The sequence below is a fragment of the Baekduia sp. genome (assembly GCF_035318805.1).
Taxonomy (GTDB): Bacteria; Actinomycetota; Thermoleophilia; order Solirubrobacterales; family Solirubrobacteraceae; genus Baekduia.
Genome location: NZ_DATHDY010000044.1, coordinates 1 through 11139 on the forward strand (window position 1 = coordinate 1; position 11139 = coordinate 11139).

General features: G+C 74.0%; 11 protein-coding genes. 6 read left to right on the forward strand and 5 right to left on the reverse strand.

Translation table 11 applies throughout. The features are described from left to right. From VK501_RS10370 to VK501_RS10380, 3 genes are all read left to right on the forward strand, one after another. The coding region (locus VK501_RS10370) for a S16 family serine protease (RefSeq protein ID WP_324337309.1) at window positions 1–250 on the forward strand (250 nt) is incomplete at its 5' end. A gap of 71 nt (window positions 251–321) precedes the next feature. Next, window positions 322–2727, forward strand: a complete 2406-nt coding sequence (locus VK501_RS10375) for a SpoIIE family protein phosphatase (RefSeq protein ID WP_324337311.1) — start codon at window positions 322–324, stop codon at window positions 2725–2727. Between the two features lie 108 nt (window positions 2728–2835). Beyond that, window positions 2836–3009 carry a hypothetical protein gene (locus VK501_RS10380; protein ID WP_324337313.1) on the forward strand — a complete coding sequence of 58 codons (174 nt, stop codon included), beginning with the start codon at window positions 2836–2838 and terminating at the stop codon, window positions 3007–3009. Between the two features lie 84 nt (window positions 3010–3093). Here VK501_RS10380 and VK501_RS10385 read toward each other — a convergent pair whose 3' ends face one another. From VK501_RS10385 to VK501_RS10395, 3 genes are all read right to left on the reverse strand, one after another. Beyond that, complete coding sequence (locus VK501_RS10385; RefSeq protein WP_324337315.1) at window positions 3094–4086, reverse strand: COX15/CtaA family protein; 993 nt, start codon at window positions 4084–4086, stop codon at window positions 3094–3096. An 80-nt stretch (window positions 4087–4166) separates the two neighbouring features. Next, window positions 4167–5009: a polysaccharide deacetylase family protein gene (locus tag VK501_RS10390; protein WP_324337317.1), complete on the reverse strand. Its 843-nt coding sequence runs from the start codon at window positions 5007–5009 to the stop codon at window positions 4167–4169. A gap of 354 nt (window positions 5010–5363) precedes the next feature. Beyond that, complete coding sequence (locus tag VK501_RS10395) at window positions 5364–6116, reverse strand: methyltransferase domain-containing protein (RefSeq protein ID WP_324337319.1); 753 nt, start codon at window positions 6114–6116, stop codon at window positions 5364–5366. A 99-nt stretch (window positions 6117–6215) separates the two neighbouring features. Between VK501_RS10395 and VK501_RS10400 the strand changes: the two genes are divergently transcribed. The 3 genes from VK501_RS10400 to VK501_RS10410 are packed head-to-tail and all read left to right on the forward strand — an operon-like array spanning window position 6216 to window position 8545. After that, complete coding sequence (locus tag VK501_RS10400; RefSeq protein ID WP_324337321.1) at window positions 6216–6830, forward strand: sugar isomerase; 615 nt, start codon at window positions 6216–6218, stop codon at window positions 6828–6830. Between the two features lie 18 nt (window positions 6831–6848). After that, window positions 6849–7550, forward strand: a complete 702-nt coding sequence (locus VK501_RS10405; protein ID WP_324337323.1) for a class I SAM-dependent methyltransferase — start codon at window positions 6849–6851, stop codon at window positions 7548–7550. Continuing rightward, entirely contained in the window at window positions 7547–8545 is a 999-nt protein-coding gene (locus VK501_RS10410) for a Gfo/Idh/MocA family oxidoreductase (protein WP_324337325.1), read from the forward strand. Before VK501_RS10405 ends, VK501_RS10410 begins: the two co-directional genes overlap by 4 nt. 83 nt (window positions 8546–8628) lie before the next feature. On the opposite strand, the gene VK501_RS10415 is transcribed toward VK501_RS10410, so the two are convergent. Together VK501_RS10415 and VK501_RS10420 are read right to left on the reverse strand one after the other, a co-directional pair. After that, window positions 8629–9699: a class I SAM-dependent methyltransferase gene (locus tag VK501_RS10415; RefSeq protein ID WP_324337326.1), complete on the reverse strand. Its 1071-nt coding sequence runs from the start codon at window positions 9697–9699 to the stop codon at window positions 8629–8631. Beyond that, on the reverse strand, window positions 9696–10919 hold the full coding sequence (locus VK501_RS10420) for a glycosyltransferase family 2 protein (RefSeq protein WP_324337328.1): 1224 nt from the start codon (window positions 10917–10919) through the stop codon (window positions 9696–9698). Before VK501_RS10420 ends, VK501_RS10415 begins: the two co-directional genes overlap by 4 nt. Window positions 10920–11139 lie beyond the last annotated feature (220 nt).

The window sequence follows — 11139 nt, forward strand, 5'->3', positions numbered from 1 at the left end:
CGGCATGACCGGCGAGGTGACCCTCCAGGGTCGCGTGCTGCCGATCGGCGGGCTCAAGCAGAAGGTGCTGGCCGCGCACGCGGCGGGGCTCACCGACGTGATCCTGCCCGAGCGCAACCGCGGCGACCTCGACGACGTCCCGGCCGACGTCCGCGAGGCGATGACGTTCCACCCGGTCATGACGGTCGGCGAGGTGCTCGAGCTGGCGCTCGAGCCCGCCCCGACGTCCACCGAGGCCGTCACCGGCTGATTCGCCCTCGCGCGTCGCGCCGGACCGCCAGCGCATGGCGGATCCGGCGCGACGCGCATAGCATCGGCTCCGTGGAGTCCGCTGCACCCTCGACGGCCGCGCGGTCGCGCTCGCTGCCCCTGGCCCTCGGCCTGATCGTCGGCGGCGCGCTCGGCGTCGGCGTCGGCATGGCCCGCGCGCAGCGCTTGCTCGCCGTGGAGGCTGCGGAGCGCGGCGAGGAGCTCGCCGTCGAACGGCTCGAGCGCCGGCGCGCCGCGATGCTCGGCCGCCTCGCCGACCTCTTCGAGGCGCCGCTGGAGCCCGACGCCATGCTCCCGCGCATCACCGACCTGTTCGTGCCCGAGATGGCCGACGTCGCGATCGTCGACCTCCTACAGCCCGACGGGACGCTGCGCGGCGCGGTGACCAGCGCGGTCGACCAGGAGATCGCCGACGATCTCGCCCGCCTGCGCCGCGAGCATCCGCTGGACCCCGAGAGCGACCACCCGGTGGCGGTGGCGCTGCGTACCCGCGAGGCGCAGGTCCTGACCGACGCGTCCCACGACGTCGCGTCCTACGCCGACAACGCCGATCACGTGCGGCACGTCGTCGGGTCCGGCTACGAGTCGGTGCTGACCCTGCCGCTCGTCGCGCGCGGCCGCGCCGCCGGGACCCTCTCGTTCATCCGCCGCACCGGCCGCGCGGCGTTCGCCGACGACGAGATCCAGCTCGGGCGCGACCTCGCGCCGCGCGCAGCGCTGGCGCTCGACAACGCGCGGCTGTTCAAGGAGCTGCGGACCGCCGAGGGCCGCATGGAGGCGATCGTGGCCAACCTCGGCGAGTCGGTCAGCGCGTTCGCCCCCGACGGCACGCTGCTGTTCGCCAACCCGGCGGCCGCCCAGCTGGCCGGCCACGCGTCGACCGACGCGCTCGCGGTCGGCGAGCTGTCGGAGGCGCTTCACTGCTGGGCGATGTTCGACGAGGACGGCCGCGAGCTGACGCGCCGCGACCTCCCGGTCGCGGCGGCGCTGGCGGGCGGGGAGCCCGCGCCACGCCTGGTCCGCAGCGTCGACCGCGTGACCGGGCGTGATCTCTGGGTCCTCTGGCGCGCCGCGTCGGTGCTCGACGCCCAGGGCGAGCTGGAGTTCGTCGTCAGCGTCGGCGAGGACCTCACCGCGGTCAAGCGCCAGGAGCTGCGCGAGCGGCTGCTGTCCAACGCCAGCAAGCTGCTGGGCTCGTCGCTGGACGCCGACGCGACGATCGACAAGGCGGCCTGGGCGGTCGTGCCCGAGCTGGCCGACTGGGCCCGCGTCGACCTGACCGACGAGCGCGGCGACCTGCGCCAGATGGCGGTCGCCCACCGCGACCTCGACCAGGTCGACCTGCTGCACGAGTGGCGCCGCGACTACCCACCGGACACGTCCGACGACCGCGGTCCCGCCGAGGTCCTGCGGACCGGCCGGCCGGTCGTGTGGGACCGCGTCGATCCGGAGGACGTCGCCCGCTACGCGCAGGCCCCGCGGCACGCCGAGCTGATGCGGCTGATCGACACGCGCTCGATGCTCATCGTGCCCATGGCGGTCGGCGACCGGGTGATCGGGACGATGCAGCTGGCCACCACGTCGGCCAGCGGGCGGCTGCTGGGGCGCGGCGACCTGGACGTCGCCGAGGAGCTGGCCCGCCGCGCCGCGATCGCGGTCGAGAACGCCCGCGTGCACGCCGCCCGCACGCACATCGCCACCACGCTGCAGCGCTCGCTGCTGCCGCCGCGCCTGCCGGTGATCCCCGGCCTCTCCATCGCCGCGCGCTTCCGCGCCGCGGGCACCGCGACCGAGGTCGGCGGCGACTTCTACGACCTGTTCGAGGGGCGCGACCGCTGGATGGTGATGATGGGCGACGTCACCGGCAAGGGCCCGGGCGCCGCGGCGATCACCTCGCTGGCGCGGTACACGATGCGCACCGTCGCGCAGTACGAGGACGACGTGCCGCGCATGCTGCAGCGGCTCAACCACACGCTCGGCGGAGATCCGGACCGCCGCCAGATCTGCACCGCCGTCTGCGTCGGCGTGCGCGCGCGCCCCGACGGCGTCGGCGCCCGCCTGGACATCGTGTGCGCCGGCCATCCTTCGCCGCTGCTGATCGGCGCCGACGGCACGGTCCGCGCGGTCGGGTCCCCGGGCACGCTCCTGGGCGCGTTCCCCGAGGGGGCGTGGACGCTGACCGAGCTGGAGCTCGGCGCCAGCGACACGCTCGTCCTCTACACCGACGGCGTCACCGACACCCGCGGCCCCGACGACCGCTTCGGGACCGAGCGGCTCGAAGCGCTGCTGCGCGCCATCGGCCCCGAGGAGCCCGACGTGGTCGCCGCCTGCATCGACGAGACGCTGCTGGCGTTCGGCGAGCAGCGCGACGACGTCGCGATGCTGGTGCTCCAGGGGACCGCCCGCGAGGCTCCGCGGGCGGCGGCGCTGAACGCCGTGGACGTGCCCGCGGCCTGAGCGCGACCACGCGCCACGCGGATTCGTCCGCAACGTGCGGCATGCTCGCGCACGCAGCCGTTGACCCGCCGGGCCATCCGACGTGGCATGCCTGCTGCAGGAGAGCTCATGGAGAGGTCGCTTCCGATCTACGCGAGCACCGCCACCCGCCGCGGGCGCGGCCGTGGCTGGTCGTCGCGACGGCGACGGCGGTGGCTGCGCAGGCTGCGCCCCGCGCTGCTGAGCGTGACGGTCAGCGCGCTCGCCCTGCTGGCGCTCGGCACCGAGCGGGCGCTGGGCTAGGAGTGTGGGTCCCTAACCCGCGCGGGTTTCGCCCCCTGGGCGAACACCCGCAAGGGAACCTGGCCCTCTGGGCCAGCGTTCCCCCTAGACCGCGGCGCGCTCGCGCGTGCCGCTGCGGGGCGGCGCGGGCGGCGTCGCGGGCTCTACCGCGGACTGCGGCCGCCCGGCGGCCAGCAGCGACCAGACGAGCGCGTTCCACAGGCCCGTCGCGACCGTGACGTGGCACCAGATCAGCGCGGCCGGGTAGTCGAGCTGGTGGTACTGGAGGTTCCCGATGATCCCCGCGAGGGCGACCATCAGGCAGACCGCCGTGAGCGGGCGCATGAGGTCCCGCCCGGCGCCGGCACGGCGCGCGACGAACCACAGCGCGACCGCGAGCACGCCGAAGACGCCCGCGACGCGCGCGTGGATGGCGATGACGTCCTGGAACGTGTCGTAGCCGAAGATCGTGAGCCGGTGCACGTCGTCGCCGGTGCCCTCCCCGCCGGCGAACGGGCCCGAGGCGGTGACCGCGGTGCCGACGAGCACGACGAGGCCCCCGAGGACGACGAGCCCGCGCACCGCCCACACCAGGCGCGGATCGCGCTCGGGGCGCTCGGGCAGGCCGCGGCGCTCCCGCTCGACCCGCCAGACCAGCGAGACGGTCAGCACGATCGTGACCATCGACAGCAGGAAGTGGCTCATGACGGTGACGGGGTTCAGCCCGGTCAGGACGGTGATGCCGCCGAGGATCGCCTGGGCGAGGACGCCGAGGCAGAGCCCGGCGCCGATCCACGCGAAGTCGCGGCGGTACGGCCGGCGCAGCACGGCGAACACCAGGCAGCAGATCGCGGCGATCGCGACCGGCGTCGTGACCATGCGGTTGCCGAACTCGATGAAGCCGTGGCCGTCCTGCGGCGTGAGCGACTGGTCGCTGCAGCGCGGCCAATCGTGGCAGCCCAGGCCGGAGCCCGTCAGGCGCACGCCGGCGCCGGTGACGATGATGAGCGTGAAGAGGACCAGCGCCGACCAGGCGGCGTAGGCGTGCACGCGGGGGGAGACGGGCCACCGTCCGCGCAGGCGATCCAGGCGGGACATGCGCGCTACAGGATGACAAGTCGGGGACGGCGGCGGTTCCGCGTGCCGCCCGAGCCCCGGCCGCGCCGTGGCGGTGCCGGTCACCGGCCCGGGAACGTCGCGTCCAGCCAGCGGGCGAAGGCGCCGCCGTCGAGGTCGCCGACCGCCAGCCGCGGCAGTGCATAGCGGTCGGTTCCCGGGCGGACGAGGCCCGGCGCGTTGACGGTGGCGTACGCGTACCCGGCGGCGCGGGCGGCCTCCCTGGTCGCCTCGTCGACGTCCACGCCCGGCACGCCGAAGGGATAGGAGAACGCGGTCGGGCGAGCACCGAGCCACGCCTCGAGGTCGTCGGCGCTGCCGCGCAGCTCGTCGTCGCGCGCGGCCGCCGGGGCGTGGGCGAGGCTGCGGTGCGTGCGCCCGTGGGCCTGCACCGAGAACGGCCCGGCGGCGGCGAGCGCGCGCAGCTCCGCGACCGTCATCGGTCGATCGCGCTCGGGCGGCGGGCCAGCCGCCGCCGCTGGGGACCGTCGAGGAGCGGGGGCGGTGGCGGTGGCCCAGGCGTCCAGCTGCGCCAGCGCGGTCGCGATCGTCTCGCGGTCGCGGGTGCGCAGCGCGGCATGGGCGTGGGCGCGGACGGCGGCACGGTGCGCGTCGTCGCGCGGGGCCCAGGCGCGGCGGCCCTCGGGGAGGTCGAGCTCCAGGATCCCCGCGCCCCCGGCGCTCAACGCCGCGGTCACCGCGTCCCACCAGAAGGCCTCGCCGGTCGCGACGTGCCCGGTCGAGCAGAAGAGCGTCGCCGGAACCCCGGCCGAGGTCAGCGCGGGAAGGGCGTGGAGCAGGTTGTCGTGGTAGCCGTCGTCGAAGGTCAGCGCGACGGCGTGGTCGCCGGCCTCGCCGCGGACGACGGCCTCCAGCGAGACGACCGTCCAGCGCTCGCGCAGCACGGCGAGCTGCTGGGCGAAGTGCTCCGGCGTGACCGCGAGCCCCAGGCCGCCGAGGCAACAAACACGACAAGTCGCCGTGCTCCTGGACCGCCGCTTGCTGCCAGCGATCCCAGGCCGACTTGACCGTCGTCGGCGAACAGGCCATCGACCGAGCGATCTGACGAAACGACTCGCCGCTCTCGCGCCGACGGATCATCTCGATCTTGGCCGCGGGTCCGAAGCGGCATCTGCGGTCTGTCATGTGTCCGACCTCCAGGTGGGCGTTGAGGTGGCTCGCACCCCTCAGCCTCCGCCAGGGGCCGGACACATTCACTTCACCAGCAGACCTGTTCAGCACGTCCGCAGACCAGGCGTCTAGCGCTTGACCGCCCGCGCGCAGATGACCATCTCGTAGTCGGGGTCGTGCGGATCCAGGTCGGCCGGGTCGAGCTCGGACGCCGGGATCCCGTAGAGGAACGCTGCGCTGGCGGCGACCGTGCCCTCGGCCTGGACCTCGACGTTGTCGGCGCCGAAGCGCTCGGACAGCAGCCGGTCGATCGCGCGCCAGGTGAAGCGCCAGTGGTCGGGGTAGCGCTCGCCGTCGGGCTCGGCCTGGTGGGAGATCCCCGGCACGGTGAGCAGCAGGACGCCGCCGGGCGCCAGCAGGTTGAACGCCGTCTTGACCGCGCCCGAGAAGTCGTAGGTGATCGAGATGGTCTGCGTGCAGACGAAGCAGTCGAAGGCCCCGGCCGGGATGCCCTCGGCGGTCTGGAGGTCGCCGCGCACCGTGGCTCGCTCGTTGTCGGGATCGAGGTCGAGCACGTCGGCGCGCTGCACGGCGTCGCCGCCGAAGCGCCGCGTGTACACGGCGTCGAGCACCTCCAGCGTCTCCCCGCGGATGTCGCCGGCGTGCCGCTCCAGGAAGCGCTCGATGTAGAAGCGGTCCACCGGCCGGCCGGCGCGGAGCCCGTAGCGGCGGTGCACGGGCTCGGCCGGCAGCCGCGGCAGCGACCGCGCGCGGCGCACCGATCCGGGCGCCAGCCGCGCCAGCGCGCCGTCGGCGCTCCGCCACAGCGCGGCGTAGGCGCGGCCGAGGGTGAAGCGAAGCCGGCGAGGCAGGGCGGCCATCGGGGCACCCTACGTCGAACGGCTCCTGGAGCGGGATGTTGCCGCTCCGTCACTGGCTCACGTCGCCGGCACGGTGCCGCTTCTGTACGTTGCCGAACAATGAGCTTCGCGGCCATGTACCTGGAGGAGGTCGCCGAGATCGCGGCGAGCATCCCGCGCCAGGACATGGAGCGCATGGCCGAGGGCATCGCGGCGATCCGGGAGCGTGGCGGGCGCCTGTTCATCGTCGGCGTCGGCGGCGGCGCGGGCCACGCCTCGCACGCGGTCAACGACTTCCGCAAGATCGCGCACATCGAGAGCTACACGCCCTCCGACAACGTCAGCGAGCTGACGGCGCGCGTCAACGACGAGGGCTGGAGCACGAGCTACAGCGCCTGGCTGCGCACGTCGCGCATGAACGAGAAGGACGGCATGCTCGTCTTCTCGGTCGGCGGCGGCTCGCGCGCGCACGACATCTCCATGAACCTCGTGCAGGCGATGGAGCTCGCCACCGAGGTCGGCGCGCCGATCTACGCGATCGTCGGCAAGGCCGACGGCCACGCCGCCCAGGCCGCCGAGGTCGCGATCGTCGTGGCCTCGCCCGCCGCCCGCCGCACCCCGCACGTCGAGAGCTTCCAGGCCGTGCTCTGGCACCTCCTCGTATCCCATCCCGCCGTCGAGGCCCAGCCGGGCAAGTGGGAGGCGGTCGAGGGCGTGGGAGCGCCCGCGGCCTAAGCAGCCACCGGAGATCCCGTGAGCGCACCATCGACCAAGTGGCCGAAGCCCTTCCCCGAGCTGACCGAGGAGCAGCTCGCCATCCGGGAGGACTTCATGAAGTACTGGCACGAGGTGTACCCGGACACCTACGGCGCGGTGGCGAAGTGGAGCCACACCTACCCGCTGAAGTCGGCGCGCCCCGCGATCCGCACGCTGGAGATCGGCGCCGGGCTCGGCGAGCACCTGGCCTACGAGGACGCGGCCACCCAGGACTACGTCGCGCTCGAGCTCCGCGACGAGATGGCCGCCGTCATCCGCGAGAAGCATCCCGCCGCATCGACCCACGTGGGCGACGTCGAGGCGGGGCTCGACGTCCCCGACGCGGCGTTCGACCGCGCCATCGCCCTCCACGTGCTCGAGCACCTGCGCAACCTCCCGGCCGCGCTGGACGAGGTGCGCCGCGTGCTGCGGCCCGGCGGGATCTTCGAGATCGTCATCCCCTGCGAGGGCGGCCTCGGCTACTCGCTCGGCCGCCGCGTCACCTCGCGCCGCATGTTCGAGAAGCGCTATGACTCGGACTTCGACTGGTACATCAAGAGCGAGCACGTCAACGTGCCGAGCGAGATCCTCGACGAGCTCGACGCGCGGTTCACCCGCGACCGGCGGTCGTGGTGGCCGCTGAAGGTGCCCAGCGTCAACCTGAACCTCTGCCTCGGGCTGACGTACCGCCGGCCGTGAGCGAGCCGCGCGTCCTGGTGGTCGGCCACGGGCTGATCGGCCGCCAGCGCGCCCAGGCCGTGCTGGAGCACGGGGCGACGCTGGCCGGCACGGTCGACCCCGTGGCGCCGGGACGGCCCGACGCGCCCCACTTCGCTGCCGTCGCCGACGTCCCGGCCGGCGACTACGACGCGGCGATCGTCGCCCTGCCCCACGACGTCGCCGTCGCGGCCGCCCACACGATCCTGCGCGGCGGCCGGCCGGTGCTGATCGAGAAGCCGCTCGGGCTGCGGGCGCAGCAGGCCCAGCGCCTCGTCGCCGCGGCCGCGACGCTCGGCGCGCCGAGCTTCGTCGGCTACAACTACCGCTTCCTGCCCGGCATCCGCGCGATCCTCGACGCGGCGGCGCAGGGGCGGCTGGGAACGCTGCGCACGATCGACCTGCTCATCGGCCACGGCGGCCATCCCGGCAGCGCCGACGGCTGGAAGCTCCAGCCCGACCGCGCGGGCGGCGGCGTCGTGCTCGACCCCGGCGTGCACCTCCTGGACCTGCTCCTGCTGCTCGAGCCGCGGCTCGCGCTCGAGCACGCCGCCGCCACGCGCGGGTTCTGGAAGACGGGCATCGAGGAGGACGTCGTCCTGACGTTCGCCCACGAGCGGCTCATCGCCACCGTGCGGGTCAGCCACGTCCGCTGGGTCAACACGCTCCGCGTCGAGGTCGTCGGCGAGGACGGCTACGGCATCGCCGAGGGACGGGGCGGCAACTACGGCGACCAGACGCTGCGGCTCGGCCGGCGCTGGGCGTGGGCCCAGCCGGGGGCGCCGGGCCAGCGCGACACCGAGGAGCGCCGCGACTTCGGACCCGGCAACGCGTCGCTCACCGACGAGGTCGGCGCCGTGCTGGCGCGCTGGCGCGGCGCCCCGCCGGCGCCCGGGCCGGCGCCCGCGACGTTCCGGCAGGCGCTGGCCGTCACGGCGCTCGTCGACGCCGTGTACGACCGTATCGGCCGCGCCTAGGCGAAGCCTCGCCCAAGGGGCTCGTTTCGCTGCGGGTACTCGCCCAGGGGCTCGTACCCGCGGTCCAGGAGGGACCCACGCGCCTAGGCGTGCCGGCGGTACCAGGACGCCAGGTCCGCGCCGAGGCCCGCGCGCTCCCAGGCGTCGCACTGCTCGCGGCCGACGAAGCCGGCCAGCAGGTGGGAGATCGAGCCCAGCGCCGCCGGCTCCAGGCCCGCGCGCGCCGCGCACGCGGTGAGCGACTCGCCCGAGAAGAACTGCAGGTGCTCGCGCTTGAGCGAGTGGTACCAGGGGCCGAACACGCCGGCCTCGGGGCAGGAGATGTTGGGGGTCTTGATCCCCACGACCCCGCCGGGCCGCAGGCAGGCGCGCACCTGCTCCATGAAGCGGTCCGGGTCCTCCAGGTGCTCGACGAGGTCGAACAGCACGATGCCGTCGAAGCGCCCGCGCCAGCCCGCGCTGTGGTCCTCGAGCACCCCGCCGCAGGTCGCGAAGCCGTAGCTCTCGTGCGCCACGGCCCGCGCGAACGCCGACACCTCGAGGCCCTCGTGCTCGTAGCCGGCCTCCTCGAGCGCCACGCGGAAGTACCCGTAGCCGCAGCCGATGTCGAGCACGCGGCCGCCGGCCAGCCCGGTCAGCGCGAGCATCTCGCGCACCTGGCGACGCGACTTCTCAAGCCGCCAGCCGGCCTGCTCGGTGTAGTCGCCGTACCCGCCGGCCGAGAGCTTGTCGCCCTCGAAGTACGCCTCCTCGTAGGTCGGCGGCTGCCGCTCGCAGACGAACGCCGCGCCGTCGTGGCGCACCAGCCAGCCGTGGCCGGCCGCGTCCGAAAGCGCGACGCCCCAGCCCGGAGACTCGGCGATGGCCGGATGCAGCAGCCGCCCCTCGATCCCGCCCGGACCGGGCCCGACGGCGCCGCCGGCGGGCACGCCCGGCGGTGGCGCCAGCGGCCGCAGCGCGGCCCAGCCCAGCCCGAGCCGTTCGAGCAGCGACGGCGCCGAGGCCTCCTCGGCGAGCGCGAGCCACCGTGCGAACTCGTCGTCGTCGAGGTTGAGCAGCCGCAGCAGCCCGTTGCGGAAGTGGTCTTCGCCGTCGGCGTACTCGATCTCGCCGCGCGGCGAGCGGAGCCGGATCTGCGTCTGGGTCGGCGTCATGCCGGCGGGTCGACGTGGCGGCGCCCGATGATGTGGACCAGCAGGGTGAAGGCGAAGGTCTGGAAGCCGAGCACCAGCAGGAACAGGCCGAAGACAGCGGGATGGTCGATCTGTACCAGCGCCAGCCCGTCGCGCAGCCAGCTCACCAGCAGCGCGACGTTCGGCACGAGCCCGGCGAGCAGGAGCGTCGCCGCGACGGCCATCCCGCGGTTGTAGGTCAGCACGCCGAACACCCGTCTGGTGAACCCCGGGTCGAAGTCGTAGTGCACACGGGCCAGCACGGCGAGCTGCACGGCGCTGTAGCCGAGGATGGCCAGCACGAGCCCCAGCAGCATCCAGTGCAGGTCGAAGCCGACGCCGAGCGCATCGACGTCTCCGGGCGCCAGCGCGCCGCTGAGCAGCAGGCCCAGCGTGAGCATCACGATGCCGGGCCAGAGCAGGAAGTAGTCAGGGGCGTAGAGGAACATAATCCGCAGGCTGTTCCAGCCGGCCTTCCACGGCTCGCGCCAGCCGGAGCGCACGAGATGGCTCTCTCGCCCGGGCGGATCCCTGTAGAACCGCACCGGCACCTCGGTGGTGCTCAGGCGGCGCTTGCGCGCCTTGAGGATCATCTCCGACGCGTACTCCCAGCCCTGGGACTCGAGCTCCATCCGCGTCAGCGCGTCGCGCGTCATGGCGCGCATCCCGCAGTGGATGTCGCTGAACCGCGTGCCGTAGATGCGGTTGAAGATCCAGGTGGTCGCCGGCGAGCCGAAGTAGCGGTGCAGCCGCGGCATGGCGTCGGGCTCGATATAGCCCTTGGTCCGCGTCCCCATGACGAACTGGTGGCCCGTCCGGACCGCCGCGACGAAGCCCGACAGCTCGCGGAAGTCGTAGGTCAGGTCGCAGTCGCCCATGATCACGATGTCGCCGCGCAGGTGGGGGATCGCGTCGATGTAGGCCCGGCCCAGCCCGCGCAGGGGCACGCGCAGGACCCGAGCGCCATGGGCCTCGGCGATCTCGGGAGAGCGATCCGACGACGAGTCGACGATCAGCACCTCGCCCGTGACGCCGGCCTGGTCCAGGCCCTCGAAGCACCAGTCGACGAACGCGCCGACCGTGAGCTCCTCGTCGAGGCAGGGCACGAGGATCGAGACGTCGGGCCGCACCTCCGCCGGCTCGGGCACGGCGACCGAGCGACCGGGGCCACGGGCCAGCGCGCGGTGCTCGACGGTGCTCACGGCGGCGACTGTAGAGCCGGGCGGCGGGCAGGAAAAGAGCCAAAAGCCGTTCTGGCAGGGACTCGTCGGCCCGGGCTTGCCTAGATGAGTTGTTCCACGGGTTCGGTGCCGCCGCTGACCGGCCCGGCCGGCGCCTGAGGCCACCCGATCCCTTGCCGATCCGACCAGGATCGGCTGCGAGATCGTGCGACCTCAGGCATCCGCCCGGACCAGCCATCGA

Excerpts from the sequence above, each read along its gene's own strand:
- VK501_RS10380 (WP_324337313.1), top strand. The coding sequence starts at position 2,836 with ATGGAGAGGTCGCTTCCGATCTACGCGAGCACCGCCACCCGCCGCGGG.
- VK501_RS10385 (WP_324337315.1), bottom strand. The coding sequence starts at position 4,086 with ATGTCCCGCCTGGATCGCCTGCGCGGACGGTGGCCCGTCTCCCCCCGC.
- VK501_RS10395 (WP_324337319.1), bottom strand. The coding sequence starts at position 6,116 with ATGGCCGCCCTGCCTCGCCGGCTTCGCTTCACCCTCGGCCGCGCCTAC.
- VK501_RS10400 (WP_324337321.1), top strand. The coding sequence starts at position 6,216 with ATGAGCTTCGCGGCCATGTACCTGGAGGAGGTCGCCGAGATCGCGGCG.
- VK501_RS10415 (WP_324337326.1), bottom strand. The coding sequence starts at position 9,699 with ATGACGCCGACCCAGACGCAGATCCGGCTCCGCTCGCCGCGCGGCGAG.